Below are 18241 nucleotides of genomic sequence, written 5' to 3' on the forward strand. Positions count from 1 at the left end.
ATAAATTCTATTAACTATCACCGAATAAATTAGGAGCGACTAATTTAATTACTTACCGCGGTCGCTTAGCGGTCTATCTCCATCCGCCCGCCCTTGCGCGGACATCAAGATGAGCAACAGATACCGCCAACCGCTCGGCACTCCCGTCCACGCGACTCAGGGTCGGATCGCTAAAGAAGGTGCTGAGCGGTTTGGCGGTATCAGGATGGCACCATTGCCAGAAGTCGATGCCTCCCAAGCTGCCAAAAACCGAATCTAGTGTCCGACGTTGTCCATAAGCACGCGCAATTCGAGCTGGGGTACGAGCCAGAAAGTTCGAAAAGCTTCCAGGAAGCCAGGCAAATTGGATGCTGCATCGGACAACAAGCGGCACGGATATCATAGCGAACGTCCGCGATGGAACGGCCGATATCGTCGGCAAAGAGCGCCCCAAATAGGGCCGCCGACAGCTCCGTCGTGGGAACGAAAAAAGAAGAGAAGCAGAACTTTCGTGTGCGATTTTTGCACACGACATCTCATAACTAACTGATTTTCTTTAAGTATCTGTCCAGTCCATCATGGGGGCGATGGCGAGGCGCATCTTCTTGTAATCGCTGCTCTTCATATCCGGCGGTTCTCGAGTCCTCGGTCAACGAGGCGTCGCGCTCACATAAGCGATTTTGCAGCGATTTCCTACCCGGCCGCGAAGAGCAAGCGTGCCCCGATCTCGACGCGGAACTCTGGATTGCGAACGGCAGAGCAGAAATGGGCCGGTACAACCGGCCCATTCCCAATCAATCCTCCTCAACCGGAGCCGGGATCTCATCCGGTAGGTTTTGCCGTCCAACCCGGTCGGCGACGAGCATCGAAAGCATCATCTCGACAAGGCCATTGGCGCCCCCCTTCTCGCCGCCGGTAGCGCCGATCTGGATCTGCGGCACGAGCGGTAGCTTGCCATTTTCGATGGCCTCGGCGAAGCGCATGAGAACCTGCGAGTTGAGCTGATAGTCCGGTCCGCCGAAAGCCGCGACCTTCTTCTCGGTGGCCTCGGCCTCCGCCAGGCCGACAGCGCGCACCTTCTCGGCCTCCGCAAAACCGGTCGCCTTGATGCGTTCGGCATCGGCAAGCGCGACAGCCTTGATCATGTCGGCCTCGCCCTGGCCGGCGAGGCGCACCTTCTCGGCTTCTGCCTTGGCATTGACCTGAATGGTTTCCGCCTCCTGACGGGTGCGGGCGAGTTGCGCCTTGCCCTCGTTCTCACTGATCTCGATGGTAAGTGCCGACGTCGTGATCTTGGCTTGCTGTTCGGCAAGCGCCTCCTTCTCTCGCAACGTGCGTTCCTGAGTGGCCGCCCTCTCCTGCAATTTATAAGTCTCGACCTTTTCGACTGCGATCTGGCGGTCGCGCAGCTGGATCAGGATCTGCTCTATGCTGTTCTGGTCATTGGCGGCACGGGGTGTGCCAATCAACACTTCCTGCAGCTCGAGGCTGTAGGAATTGAATTTTTCGCGCATCTCCTCGCCGGATTTGCGCTGGATATCGCTACGCTCCTGCAAAAGCTGGATCAGCGTCTTTGTCTGGGCGATATTCTTGAAATAGGCAGAAACCATCGGGTCGAGCGTCTGTTCGACCAGCCGCTTGATGTCGCCGAAACGCTGCACCACGAGCGGCGCCTTCATATAGTCGATATGCACGACGACGGAGAGCGGCAGCACAGGCTCGAACGCATCCTTGGTGATCAACGAGACTTCAGACAGGTTCTCGTCCAGCCTGTGTTCGCCAAACTGCTCCTTCGTCCATTTGAGCACGAAGTTGGTGGTCGGCACGGTGACGATATTGCCGGCATAGGTATTGAACGCATACTTGCCCGGCAGCAGCGGTGTCGACCAGACACCGCGTGCGCCGACTTCGACCAGTTCGCCATGACGGTATGCCTGCCCGGATATATCGGCGCCGTGGCGGCCGTTATAGGAGACGACGACACCCACCGTGCCAACGTCGATGATTGTCTTCTCGACCAGTTCGACGGTCGCGAAAATGCGATTGAGGAAGTAGCTGCCGTCGGCCAGCACCTGCAACTGCCGGCCACGGTAGCCACCGGCATTGAGAAACTTCTCCGGGTCCTGAAAATTGTTGTGAAAGTTCGGGTCGTTCGGATCGTTGGCGACGGTCGGTGCGATGATCTCGCCGTCCGGCAGGGCCGGACCATCATGGATGGTGACGATTCCGATCATGTCCTCGGCATTGTGGATGACGACCGGCTCAAAGCCGCCCCGCTCCGAGATCACGCTGGACATATTGGCAAAAAGATTTTGTTCCGACGGGCTCAGATTGACGGCATGGATCGACTGGGCGGTCAGCACGATGAATTGCGCGAGATTGATGGCATAGGTGCCTTCACGCAAGATCTTGCGTTGCGGTCCTTTCTGCCCGCCTTTTTCGAGAAAGCCGCGCACATCCTGGAAATCGTCGGCGTCGGTGTTGGAAGCAAGTGTCTGCGTCGGAGGCAGCGGCTTGCCATCACGGGCAAAGACATAGCCGATCTGACCCTGCGGATGGTGACAAGATTGGCGCGATGAATCGAATATTGGAACGGCATGAAGAAATGGAGGCCACCGCGCACGACTTCCGGCTGGTAACCTGCCTCACGGTTGAGCGCGATGAAGCCATTGCTGACGGAACCGCGAAAACTCCATAGTTTTTCCAAGATGCCGAGCCTGTCGTTTGGGATGTAGCGGACCACGCCGCTCCGCCAGAACAGGATTGCCAGCACGACGACCGGCACGGCTATCTCGATTGCCGTCCATGTCATCGGCTCGAGATATTGTAGGGCTTCCATCTCTTCTCTCCTATGGGGCGCGCGGGTTCGTTCACCCGAGGGCCACCCGGTTGGTGTTTATTGATGAAGCGGGGAGATCGCGCACCGGCACGCTCGACGCACCAAGGGCTTGTCGAACGTTTGGGCTGCTCATTGTATGGGAAAATGACCGCGCATCCCGAGTCCCCAAGTAAGGGAGGCGTGGCCGTGAGCGATGTTACATCGGTGTTGCCTTGATAGACATAACAATAAATGACGTAGGTATCGCACCTACAGGTTTAAAGATACTCCGCGCGGGAATCGTATAAGTTATTTCCAACGCTTTCGCTATTTCGAAGCGTGATGGTTGCTTTTACAGTTACCAAAAGCGCGAAATGGCGTTCTTACGGGTTAGCCGCCGGCCCCCGGATCCGACTGGCTGGGCCGGCTGCAAGGGAGGAGCGAGCGCGGAACGGGAACATGTCTTCGGCTAGCTTCCAGCGGCGAGTGAAATTGGAAGTCGCAACCGTGGGAGCGCCCTTGTCTTCCGTCTCAGTTAGCGGTCCGCCCGTCCCTCGAAGGGCTACCCAGGTGAAGGGCCGCATGATATTTTAGGCGCCTCTAAAGGACATTCGATGCGCGGCTTGTTTGCAATGGTCGGTCTGGCTTTCGCGGTTGTGACGGCTGCGGCAGACCCGTTGTTCGATGCCGTTGCCGCAGGAGATCCCAGCGCCGCCAAGGAGGCTTTGGCCGGCGGCGCCGCCGTTGACGGTCGCGCGCGCGACCAGGCAACGCCCCTCATCAATGCCGCGCTTGCCGATCAGCCGGCGATCGCCGAACTGCTGATCGCCAAGGGCGCCGACGTTATGGCGCGCAATTCCGGTGGCTTCACGCCCCTTCATGCCGCAGCCTATTCCGGCAGCCTGCCTGTTGCCAAACTCCTGCTCAACCGTGGCGCCGTGCTCGACGACGCGGCCAACAAGGCAGGCGTCACGCCGATGATGGTGGCGGGCGAGGAAAACCATCTGGAGGTGGTCGAGTTCCTCATCTCCAAGGGCGCTGACGTCGCCCATCCCGAGGTCCACGGCTACGCGCCGATCAGCCGCGCCTTCTGGAAGGGCAACTTGGAGATCGTTCGCCTCTACAAGCGCCACGGCGCCGCTTGCCAGAAGCCTGAAGTCATCAAGGATACAGAAGAGAACTACAAACGGTGCATGGACATTCACGATTGATGGGAGACGCGCGATGTACGTGGCAGACGCAAGCAGATCTCTGAGCAACCTTATCCTGGCGGGCGCACTAGCCTTCTCGGTTGTCGGCGCGGCCCCCGCGCATGCCGACGGCTCGGTGAACACCGGTTACTTCGGCGGCGTGGCCATCATGGGCTATGATCCGGTCGCCTATTTCACCGACGGCAAGGCGGTCAAAGGTTCGGAGAAAATCGCTTATGACTGGCTCGGCACACCGTGGAATTTCGCAAGCGACGAGCACCGCAAGATGTTCATGAGCGAGCCTGTCAAATATGCTCCGCAATATGGCGGCTATTGCGTGGGCGAGGTTTCGCTAGAATCGGTGACGGTCAACGTCGATCCCGAGGCGTTCAAGATCATCGACGGCAAGCTCTACCTAGCCTACGACAAGCCTGATATGGAAAATATCGCCGCCCACGCCGACGACGTTTTGCCAAAAGCGGAAGCTGCTTGGCCGGCCGTCAAGGCAAGGCTGGAGCGCGACCAGATCAATTGATCCGACCGCTCGGGCGCTTTGATGTCTCCGCCCTAAAGTGTGCGGCGCTTAGTCGAGCGGCGAGAAGTGAAAAACGACGCGCGAGTTCACGAAGCTGAACGCGAACTCGCCTTGGCGCCTATAGATCGGGCCGCAATCCGGTCGCCCAAATGCGTTTTCGCTTTGCTCGCAAAGCAGATCCTCTTTAACGGATATCGTCTCGGTAATGAATTGAGCGGTAGAGCGGAAGGCCGCCTGGCCGTCATTGCCGATCTGCATGATTGCCGGCCGGGGCCCCGGCTCCGCGACGCCCTTCAGCGTGTGACCGATGACCAGGGCGCTGATGTCCTCACCCTTAAGCCGATCGCTCTCGTCGCCCTTGAAGGCATAGGGCCATTCCGGCAGACCCGCCTGCTTCAACGTGCCGATCAGGGTTTCCAAATCCTGCGGATTGCGAAAATGCCATCCCATCCTGATTGCGGCGATAGAGTCGTTGTTGGGAAGAAGTCGCAGGCCCTGGGCCACCGCCGCCCGCGCGTCTGCGATGCGGCCGGTCTGAGCATAGGCGGCGCCGAGCGAGACCAGGATGTTGCCGACCCCAGGCGCTTCGTCGCGAGCGCGTTCCAGCGCCGCCACCGCGCGTTTGCCATCGCCGTTGAAGAGAAAGACCGTGCCGGCGATCTGGCGGTTGATCGGCGACATGTCGGGGTCGAGCCGCAATGCCGTTTCGACAGCCGCGGCGGCTTCCGGAAACTTGCCGTCGAATAGGTAGACGTATCCGAGCGCGACCTGCGCTTCGACGTCACCCGGTCCGAGCGCCACGGCCCGCCGGGCCGACTCGATCGCTTCGTCGAAGCGCCGGTCCACGCTCTGCAGGATGGCAAGCATCGCGTAGGGCAGCGACAGATCGGGATTGAGCTGCAGGGCTCGCCCCGCGCTCTCATAGGCGCGCTTTCGCGCCGGGGCGGACTGCAGCACATCGTCATAGGCATTGCGCCAGACATAGACAGCAGTGCGCGCATCGGCGGCGAATGCCGCCGCGAACGAAGGATCCAGCGCGACCGCCTTTGCATAGAAGTTCAGTGCGTCCCGCATGCCCGGCGGGCGGCCGGTGAAGGCAGCGTGCTCGCCGCGCAGGTAGTAGTCATACGCCTCGAGATTGGCGGTGGGCGGGCGCTCCATCCTCTTGGTTTCCATCGCCGAGGGCTCGACGTCGAGCGCGGCGACGATTTCCTTGCGCATCTCATCCTGGACAGCGAACGTTTCGGCCGCGCGCCGGTCGAAGCGGTCGGCCCACACATGCTCGCCGTTTGCCGTATCGATCAACTGCGCGTTGATCCGGATCAGGTCACCGGTCGGCCTGACGCTGCCCTCGACGAGGAAGTCGACGCCGAGTTCGCGCCTGACGTCGGCGAGATTGGGCGGCTTGCCCTTATAAGCGGCGACCGAGTTGCCGGCGATCACGTCGAGGCCCGAAAGTTTAGCGAGGTCGGTGATCAGGTCCTCGGTTATGCCCTCGGCGAGATAGTCCTGCGCAGGGTCGCCGCTCAAATTGGAAAACGGCAATACCGCGACGGAGGGCCGTTGCGGCGCCCGCAGCCACTGCCAGGCAATCACGGTGCCGGCAACCGCGGCGGCAACGAGCAGCGCCGCACCCGTCGCTAGGATCGCCGGCCGCAGCGGGCGGCGCGGGCCGCTCAGAACCTTGCCCGCCTTCGAAGGTTCGAGGAGAATCCGATAGACGCGGACAGGGTCGGCGATGTTCTTCAGCCGCTGCTCGCCAAGGCTGGCGAAGCCGACGTCGCATTTGTGCACGGCGTGGTCGAAGGCCGTGCCAGAGATGCACACGCCGCCGGGCTCGGCCTGCGCTTCCAGCCGCGCGGCGATGTTGACCCCGTCACCATAGATGTCTTCACCCTCGACAATGATGTCGCCGAGGTTGACACCGATGCGAAAGCGGATGAGCCGGTCGTCCGCGATACCCTTGTCACGCTCGGCCATCTTGCGCTGGATGTCGGCCGCGCATTGCACCGCATCGACGACGCTGCCAAATTCGACCAGCGCACCGTCGCCCATAAGCTTGATCATACGGCCGTGATGACGGGCGATCGATGGATCTATCAACTCGCGGCGACAGGCCTTGAGCCGCTCCAGCGTGCCGACCTCGTCCTCGCCCATCAGCCGGCTGTAGCCGACTACATCGGCCGCAAATATGGCAGTTAGCCGCCGCTCCATGCGTCGCCTGTGCTCCGTTGAGGCGCGTGATGGGTCACCCGACGCACTCTACAACGGCAACCGCCGCAACGCACCCGGTCCGAGTGGAGTTGGCTACACGGGACTGAAGGTGAATCCGCTTTGGCCCGGGGCGGCAGTCACTTGGTCTGGCCGGTTCGGGCCCTAGCCGATTCTTCTTTCGCTAGCTGACGCAGAACCGCGGTCCGCGCCGCTATGGCGCGAACCTCGACAGTTCTGGAGTTAGAGCGGCTAGCGCCGCAAGGCGTAGACGTTGTCCATCGCCTCGCCGCCGAGCGGCATGGCCATCTCGTCGTCGAGGAGGCGTGTGATGCGGGCAAAGCCGGTAAAAGCTTTCCTTGCCTCCTCGGCCGACATGTTGCCGGCCATGGCGGCGGAGCAGCAGTTCAGGGCGCATTGATAGACCGGTCCGCGCCGACCTGCTGGCCATTTCCGCAAAAACACCATCGCTTCGGCGACGCTGTCTACTTCTTCTACGGGGTAGCCTTGCCCGGGCAGAATCCGCACGGGCGTAAAGAAATGCAAGCGATCCATCGTTTTCCTCCCGGCGATCGCGGTGCACAGAACCTCATTAAACACCCGGTGGGCCATTTGGTTCCACAAAAAAGCGGATGCGCGGCAAAAAAAATTCAACCGGACCGGATGCCCGGGATTTCGACCGTCAGGCAATCGATCCACGGGTGACCCGGACTGAGATCCGCTTTGCCGACTCAGGAGCGAAATGTCGATGATGGGCCGCGGTGCGCATGCGTGATAAGCGCGATTCTCGTTGAATGTCTTTAAGGTCAAAGCCGGCAAATGGTTTGCTTGCCGGTTCCCCTGCGTCAGGCTTAACCTCGCCGAATTAACGCGTGAGGGCGCGTTTTGCAAAAGGGGACACTTGCAATGACGATACAAGGCGCATCGCCCGACCTTTACAACGAGGACCTCGCTCCTGCGAAAGTACGCAACTGGGGGCCGTTCTCGATCTTCAACGTCTGGACGTCCGACGTCCACAGTCTGTGGGGCTACTATCTGGCGGCCAGCCTGTTCCTGTTCTGCGGCGGCTTCGTCAATTTCATCATCGCCATCGGCATCGGCTCGCTGATCATCTACGCGCTGATGAACATGGTAGGTTATGCCGGGGTGAAGACCGGCGTGCCCTACCCCGTTCTCGCCCGCGCCTCCTTCGGCATCTGGGGCGCCAACATTCCGGCGCTGGTGCGCGCAATCGTCGCTTGCTTCTGGTACGGCGCGCAGACGGCCGCCGCCTCCGGCGCCATCGTGGCGCTGCTGACGCGCCTGCAATGGTTCGACGAGTTCAACAAGACCTCGCACCTTCTCGGCCACTCCACCCTGGAAGTGATCTGCTTCGTCGTCATCTGGGCGTTGCAGCTCTTGATCATCCAGAAAGGCATGGAAACGGTGCGCCGCTTCCAGGACTGGGCCGGCCCCGCGGTCTGGGTGATGATGCTTCTCCTGGCCATCTATCTCTGCGTGAAGTCAGGCAGCTTCGCCTTCACCAGCGACATCCCGATGGATGTGCTGCGCGAAAAAACCGCCGATGCCGGCATCCCCGGCGATCCCGGCTCCTGGACAGCGCTCTTCGGCGTCGCGGCGATCTGGGTCACCTACTTCTCGGCGCTCTATCTCAACTTCTGCGACTTCGCCCGCTACGCGCCCGACAATGCGGCGCTGCGCAAGGGCAACATCTGGGGCCTGCCGGTCAATTTGATCCTGTTCTCGCTCGTCGCCGGCGTCACCACGATCGCCGCCTACGATGTCTACCACGAGGTGCTGCTCCATCCCGACCAGATCTCGGCCAAGTTCGACAGCTGGTTCCTGGCAGCCCTTGCCGCCCTCACCTTCGCGGTGGCGACGCTCGGCATCAATGTGGTGGCGAATTTCGTCTCGCCGGCCTTCGACTTCTCCAACGTCTTCCCGCGCCAGATCGACTTCAAGAAGGGCGGCTACATCGCGGCCGTGATCGCGCTGGTGCTCTACCCCTTCGCGCCCTGGGAAGGCAGCGCCGCGCACTTCGTCGGCATCATCGGCGCGACGATGGGACCGATCTTCGGCGTGATGATGGTCGATTACTACCTGATCCGGAAGGGCGAGGTCGACGTCGAGGCGCTCTACCGCGAAGACGGTGAGTTCCGCTTCCAAAGCGGCTGGCATGTCAACGCCTTCATCGCCGCCGGCATCGGCGCCATCTTCTCCTCGATCCTGCCCAACTTCACCAACTGGCTGCCGTCCTGGTGGGGCGTCTATGGCTGGTTCTTCGGTGTGGCGATCGCGGGCGCCGTCTACTACGTGCTGCGCACCATGGCGCTTGGCGCAGGGGCAAAGACGGCGAAGGCTTGAAATAAGGCAGTAGGCAGTAGGGCTTAGGCAATAGAGAATACCCCTACTGCCTACTGCCTACTGCCTACTGCCTACTGCCTACTGCCTACTGCCTACTGCCTACTGCCTACTGCCTACTGCCTACTGCCTACTGTCTACTGCCTACTGTCTACTGCCTACTGCCTACTGCCCAACCATCTCCGCCAGCCTGCGCACCGTGTTCCAGTTGCGCGAAGTACCTATGCCCATGCGCTTGTGATTGCTCGCCGCCAGCAGCCGTGAGCTTGGTCGCTCGCGCGAAAAGACGAGCCAGATGTCGCCGCCGACCGAAAGCACCTTTTCATCGTCGGCGGCATAGGCATCGAGCGCCGCGACGGCGTCCGCCGGCGCAGGCTTGCGCATGACGCGCACCGCGACCTGATCGCCGGCATCGGCGGACTCGGCCGGGAACGGATTGCCGCTCGCGAGCTTCAGCCAGTCCTCGGCGCGGCGCACGATGATATCGACATGGCGGCCGAAGGTCTTTTCGAACGCTGCTTCCAGCCGTTGTTCGAGATCGGCGATCTTGGCCGCCCGCGCGTCGAAGACCAGGTTGCCCGTCGCCACCAGCGTCCGGACATTCTTCAGGCCGATGCTCTCCGCCATCGCCTTGAGGTCGGACATGACGAGGCGTCGCCCCTCGCCCAGGATGATGCTGTAGAGCAGCGCGACGTAGGTCCGCATCAAACGAGGCGCGACTGGTCCACCGCGGCCGAGATGAAGCTCGCGAACAGCGGATGCGGTTCGAGCGGCCGGCTCTTCAATTCAGGGTGATACTGCACGCCGATGAACCAGGGATGGTCGGGGTATTCGACCGTTTCCGGCAACACGCCGTCGGGCGACATGCCGGCAAAGACCAGGCCGCAATCCTCGAGCCGCTGCTTGTAGTCGATATTGACCTCGTAGCGGTGCCGGTGGCGTTCGGAAATCTGGGTGTCGCCGTAGATCTCGGCAATCTTGGAACCCTTGCTCAGCTCTGCCTGATAGGCGCCGAGCCGCATCGTGCCGCCGAGATCGCCGGTCGCCCTGCGCTTCTCCAGCATGTTGCCCTTCAGCCATTCGGTCATCAGGCCAACGACAGGCTCCTCGGTCGGGCCGAACTCGGTCGAGGAGGCGTGCTCGACGCCGGCCAGCGAACGCGCCGCCTCGATGCAGGCCATCTGCATGCCGAAGCAGATGCCGAAATAAGGCACCTTGCGCTCGCGCGCGAACTTCGCCGCCAGGATCTTGCCTTCCGAACCGCGCTCGCCGAAGCCGCCGGGAACGAGGATGCCATGCACCTTCTCCAGCCAGGGCGTCGGGTCTTCCTTTTCGAAGATCTCGCTCTCGATCCAGTCGAGCTTGACCTTGACGCGGTTGGCGAGGCCGCCATGCGAAAGCGCCTCGATCAGCGATTTGTAGGCGTCTTTGAGGCCGGTGTATTTGCCGACAATGGCGATCGTCACCTCGCCTTCCGGATTGTGGATGCGGTTGGAGAGCGCCTGCCAGGGCTCCATGCGCGGCTTTGGCGCCGGGTCGATGCCGAAGGCGGCAAGCACCTCCGAATCGAGCCCCTCCTTGTGATAGGCCATCGGCACGTCATAGATGTGCGGCACGTCGAGCGCCTGGATAACGGCGCTTTCGCGCACGTTGCAGAACAGCGACAGCTTGCGGCGCTCTTCTTTTGGAATGGGCCGGTCGGCGCGCACCAGAAGGATGTCGGGCGCAATGCCGATGCCGCGCAGTTCCTTGACCGAATGCTGCGTTGGCTTGGTCTTCAGTTCGCCGGCGGTCGGGATGTACGGCATCAAGGTCAGATGGACATAGACCGCGTTGTTGCGCGGCAGGTCGTTGCCGAGCTGGCGGATCGCCTCCAGGAACGGCATCGCCTCGATGTCGCCGACCGTGCCGCCGATCTCGCACAGCACGAAGTCGTAGTCGTCATTGCCCTCGAGGACGAAATGCTTGATCTCGTCGGTGACGTGCGGAATGACCTGCACGGTCGCGCCGAGATAGTCGCCGCGCCGCTCGCGCTCGATGATGTTCTTGTAGATGCGGCCGGTGGTGATGTTGTCCTGCTGGTTGGCCGAGCGGCCGGTGAAGCGCTCATAGTGGCCAAGGTCGAGGTCGGTTTCCGCCCCGTCGTCGGTGACGAACACCTCGCCGTGCTGGTACGGCGACATCGTGCCGGGATCGACATTGAGATAGGGATCGAGCTTTTTGATGCGCGCGCGATAGCCGCGCGCCTGCAGGAGAGCCCCAAGAGCTGCCGCAGCAATGCCTTTTCCGAGTGAGGAAACCACGCCGCCAGTGATGAATACATATCGCGCCATGGGAGTCATCGCTTAACGCGGCCGGATTGATTCCGCCAGAGAAAAAACCGCCGCGAAGGCTTTTTCCCAAGAAGGCGCGACGCCCCGAAGGGCAAGAAATGTTGCAGTCAAAACAAAAGGGCCGGCTGGGCCGGCCCTTTCGGCATGATGGGTGGAGGCCTCAGATAATAACGCCTGGTTGTTATATAATAACAACCTTGGTGCCGACCTTGACCCGGCTGTAGAGGTCCATGACGTGCTCGTTGATCATGCGGAAGCAGCCATTGGAGGCGCTGGTTCCGATCGACTGCGGCGCGATGGTGCCGTGGATGCGCAGATGCGTGTCCTTCTTGCCGTCATAGAGATAGATGGCGCGCGCGCCGAGCGGATTCTCACCGCCGCCGGGCATGCCGTCCTTGTACTGGCCATAGTGCTTGGGCTCGCGCTTCTGCATGTCGAGCGTCGGGATCCAGCGCGGCCATTCCTGCTTGTCGCCGACAGCGACCGTCCCCTTGAACTGCAAGCCTTCGCGGCCGACGGCGATCGCATAGCGTCGCGCCGTGCTCGACGATTCGACGAGATAGAGACGGCGGGCGCTGGTGTCGATGACGATGGTGCCGGCGGGGTAGCCGCTGAACTCGACGTCCTGCGGCACGAACTCCGGCTTCACCTTGAACGGCCGCTTGGCGTCCTTCTTGGCGAGAGCCGAATCAAGTGCGCGCGTTTCGGGCAGATAGCTGATCGATGACGACGACGAACCGCCGAACAGGCCTGCAAACAGGCCGCCGCTTGCCGGCTTCTGGCCAGGAGCCTCGCTGCGCAGCTCGCCATTGTTGCCGGTCAGCGCGACGTTCATCGCCTCGGCCGGCATCGGCTCGGCCGACTGGATCGGTTCGACAGCGGCGATCGGCTCGATGATCTTGACCGTCTTCTTGCCTGTCTTGGCATCGGCCACTTTCGTCTCGGCCGACTGGCCCTTCTTCGCCAGCCATTCCTGCCGGGCAGCGTCCGCCTTGGCCTTGGCTGCGTCGCGCATCGCCAGCTTGCGGGCTTCCAGCGCCTTGGTCTTGGCGGCTTCCTTGTCGGCCGCGATCTTGTCCTCGAGCTTGCTGATCTGAGCGAGATCGGCTGGCGTCGGGTTCTTCTTCTTCTTGAGAAGCTTCAGCTGCGATGCGTCGCTTTTGACGGCGACATTGATGGCGCTGGTAATCTCGACTGACGGCGATGCGGCTATGTTTGCCGGCGTACCGGCGAAGGCTGCGGACCCCATGCCGAGCACGGCAAGGAATCCCATGAAAATGAAGCTGCGAAGCTGCATGGCGAAGATCCGATCGTGTAATGCTTTGTTGCCACGGCGTCGCCCGGCGTCCCCCAAGGACGCCGAAAGTGCCGCGCGCAATGTATAATCGATCTGGCCGAGCCGCCTCAAGCGGGCCGTCGGCCTACGCCCGGTTGAATCTTCGTGAATGTGCGGCATTTGCCGCGACTGTGTTCAAACGACAACAGATCGCGGCCGGATAAGCTTGTCCGGCTACTGGTTCGGAACCTGCGGGGTGACCGGCAAGGTGACGCCATTGGCCGCCGGCGGGGTGGCCGGATTCGCGGGTGCCGGCGCAGGCGCAGGCGCAGGCGTCGCGGCGCCGTTGCCCGACGAGGGCGGCGTCGCCGATCCGCTGGCGGGTGCCGCCGGCGCCGTCGAGGTCGACGGAGCGGCCGGTGCGGTGGCGCCGGCCGGCGCGTTGCCCGGCAGCTGGTCGAGCACGCCCTTGCCGGCGTTGCTGGACGACGCCGGGACGCGATCGAGGATGTCGATCGGCTTTTCGCCGTAGCGCGCGACGAGCGACAGAGTGAGCGAGGTGGCGAAGAAGGCCGCGGCCAGGATCGCCGTTGCCCGCGTCAATGCATTGGCGGCGCCACGCGCCGTCATGAAACCGGAACCGCCACCGATGCCGAGACCGCCGCCCTCGGAGCGCTGCAGCAGCACCACGCCGACGAGCGCGAGCACGACCATAAGGTGAATGACGATCAGTACGGTTTCCATAATTTATCCTGGCAAGGCCTTGCGCGGCCGCGGATACGACCGGTGATTTGGAGGCGGCTCCTTACAATGCTTTGATGGCATTTCCAAGCCCGTGGCCGGAATATGGGGAGCAATGCGGCCTTTGCAACGATTTCGGCCGCGCCGGCCTGTCGGCCCCGCGGCTAGGAGATATTCAGATAGGCCTCGGCGATGCCCAGAAAATCCGCCGCCTTCAGGCTGGCGCCGCCTACCAGCGCGCCGTCGACATTGGCCACGCCGAGCAGCTCGACAGCGTTGGACGGCTTGACCGAGCCGCCATAGAGGATACGCATCTTCGCCGCAGCGCCGCCGAGCAGCTCCGTCAGCTTGGCGCGGATATGCGCATGCGCATCGGCGACATCGTCAGCGGTCGGCGTCAGGCCGGTGCCGATCGCCCAGACAGGTTCGTAGGCAATGACCGTGTTGGCCGCCGTGGCGCTGGTCGGCACCGACCCGGCGATCTGGCGCGACAGCACGTCGAGCGTCGTGCCCGCCTCGCGTTCAGCCCTTGTCTCGCCGATGCAGATGATGGCAACCAGCCCGGCCCGCCACGCCGCGGACGCCTTGGCGTGAATGGTGGCGTCGTCCTCGCTGAGGTCGGCGCGGCATTCGGAATGGCCGACTATGACGTGACTGGCGCCGGCGTCCTTCAGCATCTCGGCTGAAATGCGCCCGGTATAGGCGCCGCTCTCCTTGGGATGGCAATCCTCGCCGCCGGCTCGGACCGGGGTGCGCGACAGGATTTCGGCCGCGTGCGACAGCAGGGTCGCGGGCACGCAGACCAGCGCCTCGGTCTCGGCGTCGAGCCCGCTCATGAAGCCGTTGCCGATCATCCTCAGCTCATTGAGCGAGGCGCTGGTGCCGTTCATTTTCCAGTTGCCGGCGACAAGCGGGCGGATTCCAGGCGTCATGAGCTTTGCTTTCTCCAGGCGATATTCGGCTTCCGCCCTCACTATCAAAATCAGGCCACAAAGCAATCGACAGTAGGCCGGAAGGGCGCTATTGCGCTTGTTTCAGACTCGGGCGCACGCAAAATGCGCAAAAATCGGAAGTAGGCATGCTTGGTATCTTGAGAAACGCGGCGGGCACCTGGGTCGCGAAGGCGTTGCTGTCCTTGCTGGTGATCAGCTTTGCCGTGTGGGGTATTTCGGGGCGTCTGTCAGGAACTTTGGGCGGCCATCATTCCGTGATCACCGCCGGCGGCACGACCGTTTCGATCAATGAGTACCGTCTCGCCTACGACCGCCAGATCAGCGTCATGTCGCAGCAGTTCGGCCAGCGCATCACGCACGAGCAGGCGAAGGCGCTCGGCATCGACAACCAGGTGCTGGCGCAGCTCGTCTCGGGCGCCGTGCTCGACGAGCAGGCCCGCAAGCTCGGCCTCGGCCTCTCCAAGGACCGGCTTGCCGAGCTGACGCGCGAGGACCCGGCCTTCAAGGGCCCGAGCGGCCAGTTCGACCGCAGGACGTTCGAATATCTGCTGCGTCAGGTCGGCATGCGGCCCGAAGACTATCTGAAGAACCGCTCCCAGGTGGCGGTGCGCCAGCAGATCGTCGAGGCGGTTTCGGATGGCCTCAAGGCGCCGCAAACCTTCCTCAAGGCGGTCGCGCTTTATCGCGGCGAGGATCGCACCATCGACTATCTCACGTTGCCGAAGACGCTGGTCGAACCGATCGAGACGCCGGCAGACAGCGCGCTCCAGACCTATTTCGATGCCAACAAGAAGACCTACGCCGCGCCCGAATACCGCAAGTTCTCCTATGTCAGGCTCGAGCCGCAGGACATCATGGATCCGACCGCGGTGACCGATCAGCAGATCAGCGACGACTACAACAAGAACAAGGGGCGCTACACGACGCCGGAGATGCGCACCATCGAGCAGCTGGTGTTCAAGACGCCGGATGCGGCCAAGGCCGCGTTCGATTCGCTGAAGGCCGGCGCGACCTTCGACAAGCTCGTCACCGCCGAAGGCAAGACCCAGGCAGACACGCTGCTCGGCACGCTTGCCAAGGACAAGATCGCCGACAAGGCGGTGGCCGAAGCGGCCTTCAAGCTCGCCGCCAATGAGGTCAGCCCCGTCGTCCAGGGTGCTTTCGGCCCGGTGCTCCTGCGCGTTACCGAGATCAAGCCGGAGGTGGTGAAGTCGCTGGCCGAAGTCTCCGACCAGATCCGCAAGGACCTGGCGCTCGGCGAGGCAAGCCGCATCCTGCTCGACGTGCACGACAGTTACGAGGACACGCGCGCTTCGGGCAGTTCGCTCGCCGACGCCGCCGCCAAGCTGAAGCTCAAGGTCGTCACCATCGACGCGATCGACCGCACCGGCCAGCGTCCCGACGAGACCATCGTCAAGGACCTGCCGGAATCGGCGGACCTGATCAAGGCGGTGTTCGCCGCAGAGCCCGGCACCGAGAATGAGGGCCTGACCACCGCCGACAATGGCTTCGTCTTCTACGAAGTCGGATCGATCACGCCGGCGCGCGACCGCACGCTGGACGAGGTTCGCCAGAAGGTGGTGGCCGACTGGACAGCGGCTGAAACGGAAAAGCGGCTCGACGCCAAGGCGCAGGAACTGGAAAAGCGTCTCAAGGCAGGCACCACGCTCGACGTGATCGCCGGCGAATTGAAGCTGGAGAAGCAGACCAAGCGCGGCCTGAAGCGCGAAGCCGATGACGCCGATTTCGGCAAGGAAGGCGCCGCCGAAATGTTCGGCGTCGGCGAAGGCGGCACCGGGCTGATCCCCTCGCCCACCGGCGACGGCCAGATCCTCTACAAGGTGGCCGAAGTGTTCGAGCCGGCCGGCGCCGATGGCAGCTCCGTGCCCGACGACGCGCAGAAATCCTTCACCGCCGGCATGTCGGACGACCTGCTCGACCAGTTGGTGGCGCAGTTGCAGACGCAATACGACGTCCGCATCGACCCGGCCGCGGTTTCCCAGGCGCAGGCCCGATGAGCGCGCTGAAGACCCATATCGCCAAGGTCGCCGCCGGCACTCCTCTTTCGTTTGAGGAGGCGCGCGAGGCCTTCGACATCATCATGTCGGGCGACGCAACGCCCGGTCAGATCGGCGGCTTCCTGATGGCGCTGCGCGTGCGCGGCGAGTCGGTGAGCGAGATTTCCGGCGCCGTCGCCACCATGCGCGCCAAGATGCTGCGCGTCGAGGCTCCGCACGGCGCCATCGATATCGTCGGCACCGGCGGCGACAATTCGCACAGCGTCAACATCTCGACGGGATCGGCATTCGTCATTGCAGCGAGCGGCGTGCCGGTGGCCAAGCACGGCAATCGCGGCCTGTCCTCATTGACCGGCGCTGCCGATGTGCTCACCGCGCTCGGCGTCAAGATCGACATCGGACCGGAGACGATCGGCCGTTGCATCCATGAAGCCGGCGTCGGCTTCATGTTCGCGCCGGCGCACCATCCGGCGATGAAGCACGTCGGCCCGATCCGGGGCGAGCTTGGCACGCGCACCATCTTCAACCTGCTCGGACCGCTGTCCAATCCGGCCGGCGTCAGCAGGCAGATGGTCGGCGTATTCCTGCCGGAATGGATCATGCCGGTTGCCGAGGCGTTGAAGGCGCTGGGCGCCGAGCACGCCTGGATCGTTCACGGCGACGGCTATGACGAGATCACCACCACCGGCGAGACGCAGGTGGCGGAACTTGCCGGCGGCGAGATCCGCACCTTCGCGCTCACCCCCGAAGCGGTCGGCCTGCAGCGCCACACCAAGGACGAGTTGCGCGGCGGCGACGCGGCCTACAACGCCAAGGCGCTGCGCGACATGCTGGCAGGTGCTGCGGGCGCCTACCGCGACACCGTGCTGATGAATGCGGGCGCCGGCCTGGTGGTGGCCGGCAAGGCGACGACGCTCGCCGACGGCATGGCGAGCGCGGCGCAAGCCATCGACAGCGGCCGCGCGCTCCAGGTGCTCGGTCGGCTGGTCGAAATTTCGAACGAGTAGAGCCCTTGTCCGACATTCTGCGCAAGATCGAAGCCTACAAGCGCGAGGAGATCGCGGCGGCCAAGCAGCGCGTGCCGTTGGCCGAGATCAAGGCGCGGGCTCAAGCCGCCGAGGCGCCGCGCGGTTTTCTTGCCGCGCTCGAGGCCAGGCGCAGGGCCGGCGGCTTCGGGCTGATCGCCGAGATCAAGAAGGCGAGCCCGTCCAAGGGGCTGATCCGCGCCGATTTCGATCCGCCGGCGCTCGCAAAGGCCTATGCGAATGGCGGCGCCGCCTGCCTCTCCGTGCTGACCGACGCCCCGTCCTTCCAGGGCGCGCCCGAATTCCTCACCGCCGCGCGCGCCGCCGTCGCCTTGCCGGCGCTGCGCAAGGATTTCCTGTTCGACGCCTATCAGGTGTTCGAGGCCCGCGCCTGGGGCGCCGACGCCATCCTGATCATCATGGCGAGTGTCGACGACGCGATGGCGCGCGAACTCGAGGCGACGGCGCTCGAACTCGGCATGGATGCGCTGGTCGAAGTGCATGACGAGGCCGAGATGGAGCGGGCGCTCCGGCTCTCGTCGCGGCTGATCGGCATCAACAACCGCGACCTCAGGACGTTCGAGACCAGCCTCGGCGTTTCGGAGCGGCTGGCGGCGATGGTACCGGCCGACCGGCTGCTGGTCAGCGAGAGCGGCATCTTCACCCATCAGGACTGCCGCAGGCTGGAGAAGAGCGGCATCGGCACCTTCCTTGTCGGCGAGAGCCTGATGCGGCAACAGGATGTCGCGGCGGCGACTCGCCTGCTTCTGACAGGCAAGGCGCCGGCCGAGGCCGTCTGAC

Annotated in this window: 13 protein-coding genes and 1 pseudogene; 6 read left to right on the forward strand and 8 right to left on the reverse strand. The window is 63.1% G+C overall.

Going from position 1 to position 18241, the window contains the following annotated elements; genetic code table 11:
* Positions 1 to 773 precede the first annotated feature (773 nt).
* Positions 774 to 2818, reverse strand: a pseudogene (locus tag PU724_RS27935) (SPFH domain-containing protein).
* Between the two features lie 593 nt (positions 2819 to 3411).
* Here PU724_RS27935 and PU724_RS27940 point away from each other — a divergent pair.
* Both PU724_RS27940 and PU724_RS27945 read left to right on the forward strand, forming a co-directional pair.
* A complete protein-coding gene (locus tag PU724_RS27940) occupies positions 3412 to 4008 on the forward strand; it encodes an ankyrin repeat domain-containing protein (RefSeq protein WP_127310975.1) in 597 nt (198 codons plus the stop codon).
* Positions 4009 to 4021: 13 nt separating this feature from the next.
* Positions 4022 to 4522, forward strand: coding sequence for a YHS domain-containing (seleno)protein (locus tag PU724_RS27945; protein ID WP_127284332.1), 501 nt, complete (start codon positions 4022 to 4024; stop codon positions 4520 to 4522).
* Between the two features lie 48 nt (positions 4523 to 4570).
* Here the strand turns inward: PU724_RS27945 and PU724_RS27950 are convergent, their stop codons facing one another.
* Positions 4571 to 6736, reverse strand: coding sequence for an adenylate/guanylate cyclase domain-containing protein (locus tag PU724_RS27950; protein ID WP_354421827.1), 2166 nt, complete (start codon positions 6734 to 6736; stop codon positions 4571 to 4573).
* 249 nt (positions 6737 to 6985) lie between these two features.
* Positions 6986 to 7288, reverse strand: a complete 303-nt coding sequence (locus PU724_RS27955) for a DUF982 domain-containing protein (protein ID WP_127284334.1) — start codon at positions 7286 to 7288, stop codon at positions 6986 to 6988.
* 351 nt (positions 7289 to 7639) lie between these two features.
* Between PU724_RS27955 and PU724_RS27960 the strand changes: the two genes are divergently transcribed.
* On the forward strand, positions 7640 to 9097 hold the full coding sequence (locus PU724_RS27960; RefSeq protein ID WP_135909208.1) for an NCS1 family nucleobase:cation symporter-1: 1458 nt from the start codon (positions 7640 to 7642) through the stop codon (positions 9095 to 9097).
* A 162-nt stretch (positions 9098 to 9259) separates the two neighbouring features.
* Here the strand turns inward: PU724_RS27960 and PU724_RS27965 are convergent, their stop codons facing one another.
* From PU724_RS27965 to tpiA, 5 genes are all read right to left on the reverse strand, one after another.
* The gene (locus tag PU724_RS27965; protein WP_127284336.1) at positions 9260 to 9799 is read right to left on the reverse strand and encodes a DUF1697 domain-containing protein; all 540 of its coding nucleotides are present in this window, start codon (positions 9797 to 9799) and stop codon (positions 9260 to 9262) included.
* Positions 9799 to 11436 carry a CTP synthase gene (locus PU724_RS27970; protein WP_127392869.1) on the reverse strand — a complete coding sequence of 546 codons (1638 nt, stop codon included), beginning with the start codon at positions 11434 to 11436 and terminating at the stop codon, positions 9799 to 9801. The genes PU724_RS27965 and PU724_RS27970 overlap by 1 nt, the downstream gene beginning before the upstream one ends.
* A 172-nt stretch (positions 11437 to 11608) precedes the next feature.
* Positions 11609 to 12724: a L,D-transpeptidase gene (locus PU724_RS27975; protein WP_135858427.1), complete on the reverse strand. Its 1116-nt coding sequence runs from the start codon at positions 12722 to 12724 to the stop codon at positions 11609 to 11611.
* Between the two features lie 213 nt (positions 12725 to 12937).
* The gene (gene secG / locus PU724_RS27980) at positions 12938 to 13447 is read right to left on the reverse strand and encodes a preprotein translocase subunit SecG (RefSeq protein WP_354421830.1); all 510 of its coding nucleotides are present in this window, start codon (positions 13445 to 13447) and stop codon (positions 12938 to 12940) included.
* Between the two features lie 161 nt (positions 13448 to 13608).
* Positions 13609 to 14376 (reverse strand): triose-phosphate isomerase, encoded by a 768-nt coding sequence (gene tpiA / locus PU724_RS27985; protein WP_127284340.1) that lies wholly within the window; start codon positions 14374 to 14376, stop codon positions 13609 to 13611.
* A 146-nt stretch (positions 14377 to 14522) separates the two neighbouring features.
* On the opposite strand from tpiA, the gene PU724_RS27990 reads away from it, so the two are divergent.
* Genes PU724_RS27990 through trpC form a run of 3 tightly spaced genes read left to right on the forward strand, consistent with a single transcriptional unit; the run spans position 14523 to position 18240 of the window.
* Positions 14523 to 16415 carry a SurA N-terminal domain-containing protein gene (locus tag PU724_RS27990; protein WP_354421832.1) on the forward strand — a complete coding sequence of 631 codons (1893 nt, stop codon included), beginning with the start codon at positions 14523 to 14525 and terminating at the stop codon, positions 16413 to 16415.
* Complete coding sequence (gene trpD, locus PU724_RS27995) at positions 16412 to 17422, forward strand: anthranilate phosphoribosyltransferase (RefSeq protein ID WP_320320026.1); 1011 nt, start codon at positions 16412 to 16414, stop codon at positions 17420 to 17422. The genes PU724_RS27990 and trpD overlap by 4 nt, the downstream gene beginning before the upstream one ends.
* A gap of 5 nt (positions 17423 to 17427) precedes the next feature.
* The gene (gene trpC, locus PU724_RS28000) at positions 17428 to 18240 is read left to right on the forward strand and encodes an indole-3-glycerol phosphate synthase TrpC (protein WP_354421834.1); all 813 of its coding nucleotides are present in this window, start codon (positions 17428 to 17430) and stop codon (positions 18238 to 18240) included.
* Position 18241 lies beyond the last annotated feature (1 nt).

Origin of the sequence: Mesorhizobium abyssinicae (assembly GCF_049887195.1) — a bacterium.
GTDB classification, from domain to species: domain Bacteria; phylum Pseudomonadota; class Alphaproteobacteria; order Rhizobiales; family Rhizobiaceae; genus Mesorhizobium; species Mesorhizobium abyssinicae.

Bases quoted from the DNA above. Each gene is read 5' to 3' on its own strand.
- PU724_RS27940 (WP_127310975.1), top strand. From the start codon at position 3,412: ATGCGCGGCTTGTTTGCAATGGTCGGTCTGGCTTTCGCGGTTGTGACG.
- PU724_RS27945 (WP_127284332.1), top strand. From the start codon at position 4,022: ATGTACGTGGCAGACGCAAGCAGATCTCTGAGCAACCTTATCCTGGCG.
- PU724_RS27950 (WP_354421827.1), bottom strand. From the start codon at position 6,736: ATGGAGCGGCGGCTAACTGCCATATTTGCGGCCGATGTAGTCGGCTAC.
- PU724_RS27955 (WP_127284334.1), bottom strand. From the start codon at position 7,288: ATGGATCGCTTGCATTTCTTTACGCCCGTGCGGATTCTGCCCGGGCAA.
- PU724_RS27960 (WP_135909208.1), top strand. From the start codon at position 7,640: ATGACGATACAAGGCGCATCGCCCGACCTTTACAACGAGGACCTCGCT.
- PU724_RS27965 (WP_127284336.1), bottom strand. From the start codon at position 9,799: ATGCGGACCTACGTCGCGCTGCTCTACAGCATCATCCTGGGCGAGGGG.
- PU724_RS27970 (WP_127392869.1), bottom strand. From the start codon at position 11,436: ATGACTCCCATGGCGCGATATGTATTCATCACTGGCGGCGTGGTTTCC.
- PU724_RS27975 (WP_135858427.1), bottom strand. From the start codon at position 12,724: ATGCAGCTTCGCAGCTTCATTTTCATGGGATTCCTTGCCGTGCTCGGC.
- secG (WP_354421830.1), bottom strand. From the start codon at position 13,447: ATGGAAACCGTACTGATCGTCATTCACCTTATGGTCGTGCTCGCGCTC.
- tpiA (WP_127284340.1), bottom strand. From the start codon at position 14,376: ATGACGCCTGGAATCCGCCCGCTTGTCGCCGGCAACTGGAAAATGAAC.
- PU724_RS27990 (WP_354421832.1), top strand. From the start codon at position 14,523: ATGCTTGGTATCTTGAGAAACGCGGCGGGCACCTGGGTCGCGAAGGCG.
- trpD (WP_320320026.1), top strand. From the start codon at position 16,412: ATGAGCGCGCTGAAGACCCATATCGCCAAGGTCGCCGCCGGCACTCCT.